14 protein-coding genes, 1 pseudogene and 1 riboswitch are annotated in these 15467 nt (G+C 34.9%); of the genes and pseudogenes, 14 read left to right on the plus strand and 1 reads right to left on the minus strand.

Going from position 1 to position 15467, the window contains the following annotated elements:
• The first annotated feature begins 406 nt into the window (after positions 1-406).
• The 7 genes from BN1082_RS13700 to BN1082_RS13730 all read left to right on the plus strand — a co-directional run bounded on the left by BN1082_RS13700 (position 407) and on the right by BN1082_RS13730 (position 7915).
• Positions 407-1060 (plus strand): LssY C-terminal domain-containing protein, encoded by a 654-nt coding sequence (locus tag BN1082_RS13700; RefSeq protein WP_176699791.1) that lies wholly within the window; start codon positions 407-409, stop codon positions 1058-1060.
• A 219-nt stretch (positions 1061-1279) separates the two neighbouring features.
• Positions 1280-1834, plus strand: coding sequence for a hypothetical protein (locus BN1082_RS13705; RefSeq protein WP_090635171.1), 555 nt, complete (start codon positions 1280-1282; stop codon positions 1832-1834).
• A gap of 350 nt (positions 1835-2184) precedes the next feature.
• A complete protein-coding gene (locus BN1082_RS28200) occupies positions 2185-2946 on the plus strand; it encodes a hypothetical protein (protein ID WP_245640429.1) in 762 nt (253 codons plus the stop codon).
• Positions 2947-3419: 473 nt separating this feature from the next.
• Positions 3420-4490: a Vgb family protein gene (locus BN1082_RS13715; protein ID WP_090635172.1), complete on the plus strand. Its 1071-nt coding sequence runs from the start codon at positions 3420-3422 to the stop codon at positions 4488-4490.
• A 703-nt stretch (positions 4491-5193) separates the two neighbouring features.
• On the plus strand, positions 5194-6174 hold the full coding sequence (locus tag BN1082_RS13720; protein ID WP_090635173.1) for an aldo/keto reductase: 981 nt from the start codon (positions 5194-5196) through the stop codon (positions 6172-6174).
• A gap of 281 nt (positions 6175-6455) precedes the next feature.
• Positions 6456-7040 (plus strand): YitT family protein, encoded by a 585-nt coding sequence (locus BN1082_RS13725; protein WP_090635174.1) that lies wholly within the window; start codon positions 6456-6458, stop codon positions 7038-7040.
• A 629-nt stretch (positions 7041-7669) separates the two neighbouring features.
• Positions 7670-7915 (plus strand): hypothetical protein, encoded by a 246-nt coding sequence (locus tag BN1082_RS13730; RefSeq protein WP_090635175.1) that lies wholly within the window; start codon positions 7670-7672, stop codon positions 7913-7915.
• A gap of 373 nt (positions 7916-8288) precedes the next feature.
• Here the strand turns inward: BN1082_RS13730 and BN1082_RS27525 are convergent, their stop codons facing one another.
• Positions 8289-8465 (minus strand): hypothetical protein, encoded by a 177-nt coding sequence (locus tag BN1082_RS27525; RefSeq protein WP_176699792.1) that lies wholly within the window; start codon positions 8463-8465, stop codon positions 8289-8291.
• An 827-nt stretch (positions 8466-9292) separates the two neighbouring features.
• Between BN1082_RS27525 and BN1082_RS28205 the strand changes: the two are divergent.
• The 7 genes and pseudogenes from BN1082_RS28205 to BN1082_RS13765 form a co-directional block, all read left to right on the plus strand.
• Positions 9293-9459 (plus strand): annotated as a pseudogene (locus BN1082_RS28205) (macrolide family glycosyltransferase); the annotation flags it as partial.
• A gap of 71 nt (positions 9460-9530) precedes the next feature.
• A complete protein-coding gene (locus BN1082_RS13740) occupies positions 9531-9707 on the plus strand; it encodes a hypothetical protein (protein WP_176699793.1) in 177 nt (58 codons plus the stop codon).
• Positions 9708-10050: 343 nt separating this feature from the next.
• Positions 10051-10482, plus strand: a complete 432-nt coding sequence (locus tag BN1082_RS13745) for a hypothetical protein (RefSeq protein WP_090635177.1) — start codon at positions 10051-10053, stop codon at positions 10480-10482.
• A 451-nt stretch (positions 10483-10933) separates the two neighbouring features.
• A complete protein-coding gene (locus BN1082_RS13750; protein WP_090635178.1) occupies positions 10934-12163 on the plus strand; it encodes an FprA family A-type flavoprotein in 1230 nt (409 codons plus the stop codon).
• 23 nt (positions 12164-12186) lie between these two features.
• Positions 12187-13410, plus strand: coding sequence for an NAD(P)/FAD-dependent oxidoreductase (locus BN1082_RS13755; protein WP_090635179.1), 1224 nt, complete (start codon positions 12187-12189; stop codon positions 13408-13410).
• 20 nt (positions 13411-13430) lie between these two features.
• Positions 13431-13595, plus strand: coding sequence for a rubredoxin (gene rd / locus BN1082_RS13760; RefSeq protein ID WP_090635180.1), 165 nt, complete (start codon positions 13431-13433; stop codon positions 13593-13595).
• Between the two features lie 292 nt (positions 13596-13887).
• The gene (locus BN1082_RS13765; RefSeq protein ID WP_090635181.1) at positions 13888-14607 is read left to right on the plus strand and encodes a Crp/Fnr family transcriptional regulator; all 720 of its coding nucleotides are present in this window, start codon (positions 13888-13890) and stop codon (positions 14605-14607) included.
• Between the two features lie 650 nt (positions 14608-15257).
• A riboswitch (cyclic di-GMP riboswitch) is annotated at positions 15258-15346 on the plus strand.
• Positions 15347-15467: the final 121 nt, after the last annotated feature.

Raw genomic sequence — 15467 nt, forward strand, 5'->3', positions numbered from 1 at the left:
TACGATAAGTAATGCGGTCCTTTCCATTGAAACGTTGTGTCCGGTGGTAGGCTCTATTCCAAATGTAATCTCTAATATAAAACCACGGAAGTGGTGTACTCTTTTGGTTTAGATAAATTTGATTTTTCACGGAGTAATCTGTTAAATATAAAATAAGTTCTTTACTTTAAAAAATTTATTCACAGATGTCCTCTAATTTTTTAAATAGGGGGCATTTTTAAAACTAAAATGTCAAACATTACATAATAAAAGGGTGAAATTATTTAGAATGACGCGTTCAAATAAGGTATTTCGTAAATTTCTCAAATGGCTATCTTTGTCCGTTGTAATTATCATAGTTTTCTGTGTTGGAGTTACTCTTTTTATACAATTTTATCCTTTTGGGAAGAGTCCAATATTTTCAAAAATGGACTATCCTATAAAGAATACAACCAAATCTGGAAAACCTGGTGATCCAATTAATATCCTCATTTTGGGGTCTAAACAGACAATTAACAGATATTTTCAAGAAGCAGGGTGGAAGATCCCAGATCCATTAACTGATAAAACAAGTGTAAAAATAACGGAAGCTACTTTGGGTAATTTCCCGTATCCCACAGCTCCTGTAAGTGACCTTTATTTATATCATCGAAAGCAAGATTTAGCTTTTGAAAAACCAACTAAAAGCGTCCAAATTAGGGACCACATTCGACTTTGGAATACCAATACAACAATCAATGATGAGGAAGTGTGGTTGGGTTCAGCTACCTATGATCACGGGATTGAACTTAGTGGTAGGACGCATATGCCCACTCATCATATTTCACCTTCTGTGGACGAAGAGAGAAAAACGGTTGTCCAAGATTTAAAACCATTTATGAAATCTACACTTGTTGTATCGTTTGATCAACCTAACCTTTTTGGCTTCAATGGTGGCGGAGATTGGTATTACACGGACGGGAATATAGCAGTTTTATCTGTCCAGCCTTTGAATAAAAATGAATTTTCTACTCATTCAATGGCACTATCTTTAAAACAAAGAGTGTTCCAAATCCTTTCACCACTACTAAATTTATTTTGATAACATTTGATCAAATGATTTCTTATTCATTGCCATATTGAAAGTTTGTGAATTATTCTACTTATACGAACGGGTACTTTAATTGAGGAAGGGATTGCTGCGGCGATCCTTCTTTTTTTGCTATTCAACAAACAGACAGTTTAGTTCATAAAGGGATAGTATAAGTATCCACTCCTATTTATAATAAAATTAGGTATTTATTACAAAGGAGTTAAATTGATGGAATCCTATCTTTCAATTGGAAAAATAACTGTTAATCTCCCTGATCATAGTTCCAAGGAGTTTTTTATCTTCGAGGACTTCGCAACTTTATTTAATTTGGAATCTAATTATGAAGCTGAGAGTTTTATTAAAAAGAAAATAAAAGAAAACGGTATTACGAAAAAAGTTGATATTGATTCAGAAACCGACTTTGTTTCCATACGAATCAAAAATGCCAGTGCAATTTTAGAAATTGCAATCTTGATAAATGAAATAGCAAATGTCCCAATCAATAAAGATTTAATTAAAGATTTGAAAAAGAAACTAATGGCATTTAAGCCACCAAGGAAACAACAATGGGGAATTGGTGATATTTTTTCAATACCGTTATCAGACAAAACTTTTTATTTTGGGCAAATAATAGCTGTGAATGGTTCGACTCCTGCTTGTATAATTCTTAACCTCAACAAGAATATCAATAACCTTGTGGGAGATACTGAACTGACCTCGAAGGATGTATTAGGTGCATTAAGTTTTATTCCCGACAGAATAAATAATTTTACCTTTACTTAGGCAGGTTGATGAAACGGTTAAAAGAAATCCAATAATTAATTCTCAGCATAGCAGCGTTGGCATAATTAATTTTTGCGAAGAAATTAAAACCAGAGGAACTACATCTCCTTATTGGGGGTTTATTGATAATAAAAACTATCTTAAATAAGTTGATTGTGAATTGTATCACTTAAACAAACTGGTGCATTACTGAAACAACGGTAATGCTTTTTCTTCAAGAAACGGTTCAATTTAATTGAACAAGGTGAATGAAATAAAGGATTAAATTTCCGTATGCAACAAATGATGGGTATAGTAGAATACGCTTGTTTATAACAATGAAAAAGCTTGCTTTAGAAGAGGTATGAAAAATGAAATTTCTTGCGTTTTTTATAATCTTTATTATTTTTTATGGCATCTTTGATTGGATCATAAAAAAAACTAATTTTCATCACAAATTATTTAATAACAAATTACTTGGTAAGCCTCGAAAGTATAAATTTAAATTCACCAGATCTGTTTTAATTATTATAATCTTTCTCTTTACATTCATCTTAGAGTTAGAGAAAAGTTCCTTTAATGAAAAATATGGTAAATTTAATTATATAAGTATTATAATAGGTGCCTTTTTGGGTTCTATCTATGTAAACTTTGCTCCATTGATTTTTAGTAGAAATCCATCATTAAGAAAAGATAATTTAAAGGGTATAGCAAAATTAATGTATCAGGATGTCTCAGATGATCTTTGGGATAAAGAGAACCTTACGAAAAAAAATTTAGATTTCACTATTGAAAGCATACGATTTATTGATATGTACTCAAAAAGATTAATGAATTCCAATCTTCTGAATGAGCACAAGGATAATTTCGTGCTTCGAATTGGTGCATATATTGGTGAAGTGATTAAACGTAAAATAAATCAGGACTTTAACTGGTACGAGATGGATTCAGTGAAAGAATATTCCTACAATGTTGGTGGATTAGATAGTAGAAAAAATCAAAGTGTTCTTTATTCCGAAAAGAGGGATATTGTTATTTCACCCTTGTCTGTGGTATTTCAATTCCTAGAAGGAAACTCCCCATATACTAATTTACAATCTTATGTAGAAGAAATGATTAAGAACAATTCTTAAAAAAAATAAATAATATTCCACTTTATAACAACAAAATGAGAAAAAATTATTCAACTATCGGGGTGCGTTGATCCTAGAGGGATTAACTCTTATTTTTGTGGAACTTCTTCAAAGGTTTAGTTGAAGTAGGAAAAGTATAAGACACTACAAGAATCAGAGACTACTATGTTCTTCGGTATTGCCGACTTCATAGTAGTTGAAGGAGGCATCCCAAACCCACCTCATCCCATTAACGATGAAAGGAGCAAGGTAAGAGTTAGCTGACCATTTGGCGTGTACTACGTAAAGTTAAGAACTTCTTTGTATTTGCATATGAGAGTACATTTAATCTAATTCATTAAATTTTGAAAATTGTGTTTTTTATCAACGAGTTTATCCCATACAAAAAGCTCTCTAACGAATATATTAAAATTAGATTAAAAATATTTTTTTAATCTAAAAAAATATTAATAGAAGGGAGTTTTTTATCTAGAATGAAATTACGAAATGACTTTCTCTACATTGGTGACGGCTCTGACAACACCGTGAAGACTTTCGACGCAGAAACAGGGAGGTTCCTAGGCAGTCTTGTCGTATTAGACTGCAACTGTTTGCAAGGTCCTGTCGTACCAGGAAGCAACTGTTTGTTCGGTCCCCGAGGGATTATTTTCGACCATAGAAACAATCTTCTTGTCACCAACCAAAACGTAGGACAACCTCAAAATGGTGACGTTTTGAATTACAATGGACAGACCGGTGCGTTTCTGGGTGAATTTGTAAAATCTAATGAACCAGGTGCCCCGTTTGCACCACGCGGCATCGTTTTCTCGAAACAAAATATCCTGTTTGTGGCTGACATGGGTGACGTAGGCGTACCGGGAGAAGTACGGATGTATGATGGCACCACTGGGGTGTTTCTTGGAAATCTCGACCACTCCGGCTTCACCGGACAGTTCCATCCACGCGCTGTGGTCATTGGTCCTGACAGCTTGCTGTATGTTTCTGTACGCAACCTTCCACAGCTGGAAGGCGGATCGGTTCTGCGCTTTAACCCGAAAACTGGGCAGTTCATTGGAGTTTTCATTGAAAGTAATAATGTCAACGATCTTAACCGTCCGGAAGGTTTGGTCTTCGGTCCCGACGGCAACCTCTATATCACCAGTTTTAGAAGGGACGGGAGTGACACAGACAAAATACTAATCTTTCACGGCAAAACGGGCAAGTTTCTCGACAAGATTGATCTCGATGCAGTAGGGCAGCCGCGTGCATTTGCACAGGCACTCCTGTTCGGTCCCGATGGAAAACTGTTTGTCCCCATTAATGGCGACGGTCCTGACACAGGATCAGTGCGACGATACGACGTCCATTATCATCAAAAGACATTCGATGTGTTCGTACCACCTGCCTTAGCAGGAGGACCGTTAGGGATGCCGTGGTATCTGACATTTGGCAATACGGATCCCGCGACACTTGATTACATGGGTGACGAGGAAGAAAGTAGCGACCAACATTACCATCATCCTCCACATCCACCTCATGAAAGTAGTGACGAGACCAGTAGTTGACTTATGAAAATACAAGGAAAGACCGTTACTAGCGTTTAGATAGCGGTCTTTCTTTGGACAAGGTGTAACTTTTCTAAAAGGTCAGATTCACAAATTTCTTTGATTTGTCATACAATATTCCTTACAGCGAGATGAGTTTGCCAAGTTTAGAACGTCACACAGGTCAGGGTGGTTCTCACGAGAATGCTATTACGTCTTTATTTTTCTCTCATGTAGATAGTGAAGGAATATACTTAAGCTAAAGGGGGCGATGCTTAAATAAGGCATCGCCTTTTCCTTGTTCGACTAATGGACAGTTGAACAATCGTCATTAGCTTTTTTTCAACAATCGGGCCATTTATTGAATAAATTACTTTAAAATAAACCGGATATTTATATAAATATACAGATAAGATTGTGAGGGGTTGAACTTAAACTGTATTATAAGGTGTACTACGAGCAAAACGATGAAAACATACGTTAAGGATCTGTTTAGAAAATCAGGAATAATTGAATACCTTATTGCAGTCTTGTTTAAAGTGCATCCCGGAACACATTTTGTGCATACTTCTCTAGAGCTTAAAATACCTATAACTAATAGTTAAAATACCATGTCTTGAATTGCGTAACAGGTTATATTGTAAATTATTCTCGAGGCAACTTACTACACTGTGATGTTGTTGAAAATATCACATCTGTAAATATGTGTAAAAGGAGAATGAAAATGAAACACCGTAAGCTTGGAAACAATGGTCCGTCAGTATCTGCCATAGGCTATGGTGCTATGGTATTAGTTCATGGTATGTATGGCGAAGTCGAAGACACGCTATCGGTAAAAACGATTCAACACGTGATTGACAGTGGCATCACAATGATTGATACGGCTGACGCATATGCTAACGGACACAACGAGGAACTTGTAGGTCAAGCCATAAAGGACCGTCGTGACAAGGTTTTCCTTGCTACGAAATTCGGCATCGTATTTGATGCAAATGAAACCAGCACACCGGTGACAACAAACTGGAATGTGTTACCGATTAACGGGAAGCCTGAATACGTTCGAAAAGCAATTGATGGAAGCTTAAATCGCCTGGGCGTTGATTACCTCGATTTGTGGTATGCGCATTTCCCTGATCCGAGCACGCCAATCGAAGACACAGTCTCTACCATGGCGGAAGTGGTTCAAGCAGGTAAAGTGAAGTATTTAGGTCTAAGTAATGTGACTGCGGAGCAGCTCCGGCGAGCCCATGCTGTTCATCCAATAACCGCTGTTCAATATGAATACTCCCTGTGGTCACGTAATGCAGAGACAGATTTGCTTCCAACAGCCCGTGAACTGGGTGTGGGATTTGTACCATGGGCTCCGCTTGGCAGTGGATTTTTGACGGGTACAGTCAAGTCAGTTAGTGAAGGTGATTTCCGAAACTTTAACCCACGATATCAGGGTGAAAATTTGAAAGCCAATCAGGATCGATTTGCGCCAATCAAGGCGATGGCCGAGGAACTGAATGTAACACCTGCCCAACTGGCCTTGGCATGGCTATTGCACAAGGATGAGCACATTGTGCCTATTCCAGGGTCTCGAAATCCTGTACACATAGATTCCAATGCAATGGCAACTGAAATTAGTTTGACACCTGAACAGTTAAAACTGCTTGATACTTTAGCACCGCGAGATTTGGCAGCAGGCAAAACCCTGCTGTAAAACTACCAATACAGATTGTCTTAAATTGTCTGATTTTGGCTGGTTTAAGACGATTTTTTATTAGAATGTTTAGGAGTAATCATCTTGGGTGGCTTGAATCGTTTCCGCTACCTCTTTTACCACACTAACGAATTCCTGGACCAATGAAGAGTGTTGGTTCAATTCAATCCAACCTAAAGCGATTCTTAACGGTTCAACATTGCGGATAGGTAGCCAGATAATATCCGGTCAAGCGTAGAATTAAACCATAGATATTGGTAACTTGGATAAGGGATGGTAAAATGTTGAAAAAATTGACCGTAATTGGATTTGGAAGCACGCTAATTGGGGTAGGAATAAATGGTTTTATTCTTCCGTTTCAATTGATTAATGGAGGCTTTTTTGGTATCAGTCTATTGTTGAATTATCTATGGGGATTAAAAGTAGGTCTGGTGTTTATCCTTTTAAATATTCCTGTTTACTTATTTGCCTTAAAATCTGAACCATCATATTTTATTAACGGGTTGATTGGTGCGATTTTTTCAGGAATGATGCTTGAATTTTTGATACCGCTAAATGGAACCATTCACCTTCCGATTGTGAGTAGTGTAATTGTTGGCGCTGTCATCATTGGAATTGGTGTTGGGGTCATGTTACGAAATAAGATTAGTCCTGGGGGAATGGACCTGCTTGCATTATTAATTGCAAAATGGTCAAAGGTGAATGTAGGTGTGATTATTTTTTTCACTGATGTTGTAATCATTATAACCGGTCTCCTGCTTATAAGGGATGCCCAATTTTTTTATTCCTTATTAATTGTCACAATTGTTGGTTTACTAGCAACCATTATTACCTCTTTTAAAAGTGCAAATATATTTACCGAATAATGTAAGAAGGTTAATACCAAAGGTATAACAAGTAGCGAATTTATAGTTTTTGTTAAATTAACGGAAGCCTTAGAAAAATAATTAAGAAACCATATTTGCAGCCTTTTCACTTTTATCATTATTCCACGAACGGGCGCTTTTCTTTAGTAAGAAGGCGTCTTTTTGATATGCCCCTGCACATTAAGGTATTAGATTTGTTGAGGTAAAAAAGATTGTGAGGATTTTCACTTAAACTAACTGGGCAGTTTAGTGGAAGAAGGAATATTCCTTATCCATAAAGATTATTTATGTAAAACCACCAAATAATGCCTTACGGCCAATTTCAAACCATAAAAAAAGCACCCATTTTTAGAGTAACGGGTTCTCTTTTGAGGTGCAAACATCTAAAAAGCATACTAAATAACAATCGAAAAAGCATGGTAATACGCATAAGAATTCGCCATGCTTTTTGTTTTAATAAGAAGAATTTAACAGATTGGCATATAAGAAAAGAAATAGGCTTGATATAATATATAAAAAGGAAAATTATGCAATTGTTATACCTTTTATCTAACTCGTATAGAATATAGGAGTTTTATAAAGCTGGTGTTTCTGATTGAAACAATAGATGGTATTAGAGGTGAACAAAGTTGATAGGTGATTTGATGGAATTCCTAAGTATTTTATTTCTTAATTTTAACCCATATAAAAAACGTTATGCAAAGGAAAATCTTGAATGGGTGAAACAACAAAACTGGTGTTTAAGTTACAAAAGTGACCCAAAGTGGGAAGATATGTTAGACCATGACAAAAAGATGTTTCGAATTTTAGGTTCGTATCCAAATAAAAAACTAATAAATGACAGAGAGATACAAGAAATTTTAAAAAGGAATTAATAGGTCATTATGAAATGTGGAAATTGGCTTGGAAACTTAAATAATCTAATAGGTGGAAGAAAATCTAAAAACTGCAAAGGATTGTTGTCCTTTGCAGTTTTTCTTGCATATAGATAATGGCCTTGAAATCAAACACTTTATTTGTTAATCCAATTCGTTAGCAGGGAATAGAATTTGTTGATTCTTGTTTTTTTATACAATAATTAACATGGCTATTCACATATTATTAAACAACCAAATTAGCAGATGAAGAATATTCATTCGTAAGAGCTTATTTACTATGTGATTTACCATACGATTTCGGACTCTATTAGTGTTGAGATTTGCTGTTTTACACCCTTAAGGAGAACCCGTTATTTGTAGAGCACTTTTTCTACTTTTCTTTTACCGAATTCTTTTTATCCTTTGTTCCCATTGTTGCCGCAGCAATCAACAAGCATACAATAGCTGAACTAACCCCTATTACCCCTTGATGCAGAAAATTCGAGAAAATAATATTTAAAACACTTGATAAAATAATTAAAATGAATGTAATTTTTTTTAATCTCATACAATCTCCCCATTCCTCATTTATCTATTTCGAAATTTTAGCATTATTTAACAAAAAAAAGAATGGATTTTTTTTAAATGTTAACAAAGTTTGTGAAGGATTACACTTAAAGTAACGGGTGCATTAGTGGAACAAGCTACCAAAAAAGAATTAAGAACTAGCGAAAGGAAGTAATTACCACAAACTATTTGTAAAGGTTGTATAAGGATTTGAACCAATTCAAGTTGGAAATATTACTTCGGGGGTTGAGGTAAAAGGGAGTTACTATTTATGTCAGAGCAATTAACATCCCTAATTCTATTTTACTTTTTAACTTTAGCGATTATACATAGTGTTAGGGTAATAGAATTTATAAGATGCCAAGTAAATCCAAAGGTCGTACCCCATATCCACGCCGACAACAAGATGTTTATCGGAAATTCTTTCTATTAGTTGATTTTGTTTGTTCTACATTTTAAACTTCATAGTAGGGTTCCTCCTAAAGTTGTGAGTTAGAGTGGTGTCTATACTCATTTCTTACTGAGGAGCCCTATTTTATTCAAAGTAGAAAAATAACGTTCTACAGGAATGCTAACGTGGCAAGTTTATTGAAAATGGGACTACTTTTAAATGACTTCGTTTGATGCGAAATCAATTTTAGATTAAATGGGTGATTAAAATTTTGAGATTTTCAAGTATTGTACTATGATAAATTTAATTTCATTATTTGAGTTGAGCAATGGTATGGGACAGTGACCTTTACTATTACACAATCTAGAGAACATTTTACCTAAGGAGTGGTTATAATGGCATGTGTTTTATTTATTAACGGTTGATCAGAAGGACATATCAATCTAACTATTGGAGTTGTGCAAGAGCTTATTTCGCGTGGAGAAGAGGTAATGTACTTTACGATAGAAGCTTTTCGAGAGCGTATTGGGGAGCTATTGTACGAACATTTGACGGTCAAAAATTTTTAAAAGCCTTTATCTCAGGTGGAAGAAATTATTTACTCACTGGCAATGGGAACAGTTCATCCATTTAAAATAGGAATGGCTTCAGGGATAAGTAATGTATGTCGGCAAATTGGAACAGCTTTTGACATTGCTTTTATGGGGGGCAATGCTTTCAAACCGTTACAATATCTATATACACGATAAAATCACAGCTCTGGACGTTCCTAGTTTGCCTGCCGTTGCAAAACAAAACATGATTCTGGAATTCAAAAAGCAGGAACCATTGCAGGAATTTTTCGACTTTTAGGCAATACATCCCAGAAGACTTACGCACATGAACCAATCTTTCCAACAATTCAACATATTGCACGAACATCATTTGTTAATGGAACGATTGATATTTTTAAAATTGCTGGATGCATATTGGCTGCGGGTGCGATCCTTACCCTTATTCTAATTTGAAATAAAGATATGGTTCATATCTAACAAGAAACATAGAATAAAATTTGGTAGATAAAATGAACCTTTTAAAATGATTTCCCCCACTAAAATAAACATTCAAAAGACATGGCGAAATTTAATCCTTGTTTTTATTAAATTATTTTTCTATACCATAAATAAGCAGTTTTTATTTTCAGGAGGTAGTATTTATGCATCACATACTTATATTTTTACATGTATTAAGTGCTTTATTGCTAGGAGCTTTTATTATTGTCCCTTTTATTGTCAAGCGTCTTAATACTTTATCGTCGTTGGAGCAAACGGAATTATCTGGTACTTTGTTAATTTTGGTTAAAGTGGGGGAAATTGCATTAATTGGATTACTGTTGACTGGCGGTGGAATGATTAGTGAATTCAGTGAGATGCCTTCATCACTATGGATGACCGTATCGGGTATTTTATTACTTATTATTGGGGCTTTACTTGGTATGATGCATAGTAAATTAAAGGTATTAAGTGCATCAAATCAGGATAAAAACAAAACTAATGGATACCGTAAAAGATTACGAGTTTATAGTTGGATAACAATGGTGGCTGTTCTTCTAGCTATTTTAGTTATGACTAATCCTGAGCTTTTATAAAATAATCATAATAATTTTCTTGATCTTCCACAATCGGGCGCAATTCTACAGCAGGAATAGTGCTCTTTCTTTATGTTAAGTGGCCAGATTATTGAGGAGAGACTGAGCTATATACATTATTTATTCAACAATTTAATATCAATCAATTTCGGTGAGCCTTTTCATAAGTAAATGAGGTTGAAATAGAATCTTTTTATAATTGAATTTAAAATGCATATCGTTTCATTATGGAAAATTGAACCGAGAATGAGTAAAAGCACCTGATCATTTATAAAGGATCAGGTGTTTTTATTTCGTAAAACATATAATTTTTTACAACCTTTTTATAATACAACTTAAAATAACTTTGAAATTGTGATTCAAATCCTGATTTGATTTTTTTAAGTGTTGTACGATGAATTTAAGTTAATTAAGAAACACTTTCAATAAAAATTAAGGGGGACTAAAACAGATGAATAAAGTGATGTTAGCAAAGAATACTTACTTGTTAGGAAAAATGGACGACAGAGAAGTACCATTCCATAGATTAATTTTAGCAAAAGGAACAACTTACAACGCCTACTTGCTAAAAACGGAAAAGCCGACGGTTATCGATACGGTAGATTTGGAGTTTGGCAGAGAATTTGTAGAGTACTTAAGTGAATTAATCGATCCTAAAGAAATCCAATATATCGTCATTAACCATACGGAACCAGACCATTCAGGTGGATTAGCAGCGTTAGCAGGAAGAGCACCTAATGCGACGATTGTTTGTACAGAAATTGCAGTAAATGAACTAAAAGAAATGTACAAGCTCCATAGCAGAAGTTTCCTAGTTGTAAAAGATGGAGATACATTAGATATCGGTGGAAAAACACTGAAGTTCAAGGAAACCCCCTATCTCCATACTGAAGAAACGATGATTACTTATTGTATTGAAGATAAAATTCTATTCCCTTGCGATATCTTTAGCACTCATGTTGCAACTAATGCGTTTTTTGCTGATGAAGCAGACTTTGATATTATAGAAGACTTTATCGGCTACTACAATGCGATTATCCACCCACATAGAAGATATGTAAGAACAGTAATTAATGCATTACAAGAATTAGATGTTCAGATGATTGCCCCTTCTCACGGCTATATTTTACGAGAAGACATCCAAAAGTACATTGATCTATATGCAACAATGAGTGCTGATACGATTAATGACAAAAAAGTAACGATCGTGTATACAACGATTAGGAACAGCACGAAAAAGGTAGCAGACAATTTAAAGAAGATTTTTGAAGAAAATAACATCCAAACATCTGTTTTCAATGCTGATAAGTCAGATAAAGCTACAATCCTAGAAAGTATTAAGGAAGCGGATGCCGTATTCATCGGTAGTTCCACTAAATATGCAGATATGATTGGAAATCTTGAGGATGTTCTTAAAGATCTGATAAAGATGGATCTTGAAGGGAAAATTGGCGCTGCCTTTGGGTCATATGGTTGGAGCGGAGAAGCAATCGAAGTAATACAGGACTACCTAAATCAAACAAATTTGGATGTTCAAAGCACATCACATGTCATTAAAACAACTGGCATGACTCATGTGGAGTTTCCTGTGAGAGTGAGGTTCACTCCTAAAGATGAACAATTGAAAAAAATTGAGCACTCAGCAACATACGTAGCCGATTTACTACTAAGTGCAATTTAATATCACTATAAGTGGGTGAAGTAATGAATAAAAATTATTGTATTATAGGGACAGGCGTTGCAGCGGTAAATGCAGCGAAAGAAATCCGAGTACATGATAAGGAAGCAAATATACTTTTATTTGGAGCTGAAAAGTCATTACCCTATAACAGAATCAAATTATCGAAGGAATTATTTTCAGACTTAAGCAGTGAAAAGGTCCTGATTAAAAAGAAAAAATGGTATCAGGATCATAATATCCATACACTATCTAATACAAAGGTTGATAAAATCGATATAGATAATCGTGCCATCATTACGTCAACGGGTGAAACGATTCATTATGATAAATTACTCATTTGTACGGGGGCTAAAAATAGAAAACTTCCAATAAATGGTGTGGATAAAAAAGGTGTCTTTACGATTAGAGAAATGCATGAGGCAGAAGACTTCAAAGCATTTATAGAGGACAAAACGAGTATTGTAAATATTGGTGGGGGCATCCAAGGAATAGAAACTGCTTGGTCCATCTATATGGCTGGTAAAAAGGTTTCGATCGTTGAAGTTGCTCCGAGGCTAATGTCTAGACAGCTTGATGAAAAAACTAGCACTTTACTAAAGAATAAAATTGAAGAGGCAGGGGTAGATATCTATTTAAATACCTCAATTAAGCAGATAATTGGTGAAAATGAAGTAGAAGGTATCATCGTCGGTGACCAAACGATTCCATGTGATAGTGTCATCTACTCAATCGGAGTGGTTCCAAACATTTTCTTAACAGAAAATACTCTAATCAATACAAATAGGGGTATTGTTGTAAATGAAAGAATGGAAACGAATGTTGAAGATGTTTATGCAGCTGGCGATGTAACAGAGCTAAATGGTGAAGTGGAGGGCCTGTGGGGCAGGGCAATGGATCAAGGAAAAGCTGCAGGTAAGAATATGGCATCTGCTTCCGAGCTTTATCAGAAGACGACCCCGTTTACTGTGTTTAATGCCTTTAATCTTGCCCTCTTTTCAATTGGATTAATAGATGAAAGTCATTGTGATACAACTATCATTGAAGAAGATGGCGACGAAAAGTACACTAGAGTATTTATTAAAGATCATAAAATCATTGGTGCTATTTCTCTTGAGGGTATAGCGGCCTCTACTCCATATAAAACAGCTATTGAAAGCCAAGTTTCATTAGTTGGTCTGGACTTAAAAAATATCTCTATAAGAGCTTTAATGAGTGAAGTGAAAGACAGGCTTGTAGTATCACACTAAATAATAGGAGGCATTTAGCCTTGAAAAAATATATTTGTTTACCCTGTGGTTATATTTACGATCCTGCTGTAGGGGATCCGGATGAAAGTGTTGAACCAGGAACAGAATTTCAGGATTTACCAGAGGATTGGGTATGCCCAGTTTGTGGCGAAGAAAAAGATAAATTTGCAGAGGTAGAAGAATAAGGACTATATGTGAGTAAAGAGAACTATCATTTGCTAACGACTCTTAAATCATTTACTTTACCACAGCTTTTGGGCTGTGGTATTTTTTATAAAATCAGTGTGATTTAAAACACACTATCGCCTATAGAACTATGGTAAATTTCCGTTATTAATATTCATTATCAAATGAATAATAGGAATAAGATATAAACTTTTACGGCAAAACCAGAGGCGGAAGGATGTCATATCAACCTCATACGTGAGTAATTCCGTTTTAAAAAATAAAAACAATAAATTATTATAGGTGATGGTAATGAAGGAACATAATTGTAACCATGATAATCATAAAATTAAAGGGCCTTGCCCTAAAAAAGTTCCAATTTTTGGGGAACTATCTGATAAGGAAATCCTAAAAGTAGCTAAAATGACAAAACATATCCAATTCAAAAAGGGGCAAATGCTTCTACATGAGGGAGAGAAGTCAGATAAATTATTTATTGTGAATAAAGGGCAAGTAAAAGTGTCTAAACTAACTTTGAATGGAAAAGAACAAATTTTATATATTTTGACAAGTGGGGAATTTTTTGGGGAACTGGATCTTTTTAATAGTGATGAAGTAAACAATTTTAGTGTATATGCAATTGAAGATACCGAGATTTGCCTGTTAACTAAATATGATATTGATCGTATTATGGAAGCAAATCCAGAAATTTCATTAAAACTTTTAAAAGCTGTGACAAAACGGTTAGCCCATACAGAAAATTTAGCACAAAATTTAGCAACTAAAGATCCTGAAGTAAGATTAATCTATATGATTTTGGAATTCTGCCAAAAATTTGGAACAAAGAAAAATGAGGGAATTCTTATTGAGTTACCATTAACGCGAGAAGAAATAGCAAGTTACGTAGGTGTAACAAGAGAAACGATAAGCCGGAAACTTAGTAAGTTTGAGAATTTAGGCTTAATATCTTTATCTGGTAATAAACAGATCTTTGTTAGGAATCATTTAGCTTTAAGAGAATATATACAGTAGATATAAAATACACAACATTGTGGTCAGATCTCCACTCAGCTAAAGTTTAATGCGGTAAAGTATAAGCTAATGGGAGGAATTCTACAGCATGAATTGTGCTCTTTCTTTATATTTGGGCGCAAGAATTGAAAAAAATGGACTGTTTCAGCAGTCCATTTTTCTTGGTCTTTAATCAGTTAAATGGCAGGATAATTGAGGAAGGAATTTGAATACCTTTACGAACTATGTATTAAAATATTCGAAACAAAACAAAAATGGACTAACTTTATGACATTAAATAAATACGCGATTTGTGCATTTAATGCTGCAATTCTTTCTGTTGTTTTTAGTTCCTTACTACGTGCCAATGGGATTGGTGTTACTTGGAGTCCATAAAACAATTTATGTCAGACAAAAGGAAGAAGTTATTCAAAAGCTCCTGACCGAAAATTTAGTTCAGAAAGTGTAATTTATTAAGTTATTTTACTCGCAGGCAATTCTATTTGAGTGATCATAACCTAAATAGTATTTATTTTATTGGAATGAGTGAGGTGCTTGTAAATCCACATTTATTTGATGAACTGTCAATACTGACCGATATGGAGTCTTTGAAAGATAAAAATACAGAGTAAAATTATCATGTTATGAAATGTAAGTCATACAGAATTACATAGAGTTAAGGGCAAACCTGCCAAAAGGCAGGGACGCAAAGCTACAGGGTCTAAAGCGCTTAAAGTGCTATGATAGCCTAGCCGCCAAATATTGCTAAGAGCCTGCCCTCTCATAGGACAGGCTTTTGTTTTGAGAGACATAGCAATTTTTGATGAATGTTTTTGGAGGACTCTCCTTTGCTGCCCTTTGCTCGCGGTGAAAAGGGGACC

This window comes from Neobacillus massiliamazoniensis, assembly GCF_001048695.1.
GTDB lineage: Bacteria > Bacillota > Bacilli > Bacillales > Cytobacillaceae > Neobacillus > Neobacillus massiliamazoniensis.

Bases quoted from the DNA above. Each gene is read 5' to 3' on its own strand.
- BN1082_RS13705 (WP_090635171.1), top strand. From the start codon at position 1,280: ATGGAATCCTATCTTTCAATTGGAAAAATAACTGTTAATCTCCCTGAT.
- BN1082_RS13725 (WP_090635174.1), top strand. From the start codon at position 6,456: ATGTTGAAAAAATTGACCGTAATTGGATTTGGAAGCACGCTAATTGGG.
- BN1082_RS13755 (WP_090635179.1), top strand. From the start codon at position 12,187: ATGAATAAAAATTATTGTATTATAGGGACAGGCGTTGCAGCGGTAAAT.
- BN1082_RS13745 (WP_090635177.1), top strand. From the start codon at position 10,051: ATGCATCACATACTTATATTTTTACATGTATTAAGTGCTTTATTGCTA.
- BN1082_RS13750 (WP_090635178.1), top strand. From the start codon at position 10,934: ATGAATAAAGTGATGTTAGCAAAGAATACTTACTTGTTAGGAAAAATG.
- BN1082_RS13765 (WP_090635181.1), top strand. From the start codon at position 13,888: ATGAAGGAACATAATTGTAACCATGATAATCATAAAATTAAAGGGCCT.
- BN1082_RS28200 (WP_245640429.1), top strand. From the start codon at position 2,185: ATGAAATTTCTTGCGTTTTTTATAATCTTTATTATTTTTTATGGCATC.
- BN1082_RS27525 (WP_176699792.1), bottom strand. From the start codon at position 8,465: ATGAGATTAAAAAAAATTACATTCATTTTAATTATTTTATCAAGTGTT.
- BN1082_RS13715 (WP_090635172.1), top strand. From the start codon at position 3,420: ATGAAATTACGAAATGACTTTCTCTACATTGGTGACGGCTCTGACAAC.
- BN1082_RS13700 (WP_176699791.1), top strand. From the start codon at position 407: ATGGACTATCCTATAAAGAATACAACCAAATCTGGAAAACCTGGTGAT.
- BN1082_RS13720 (WP_090635173.1), top strand. From the start codon at position 5,194: ATGAAACACCGTAAGCTTGGAAACAATGGTCCGTCAGTATCTGCCATA.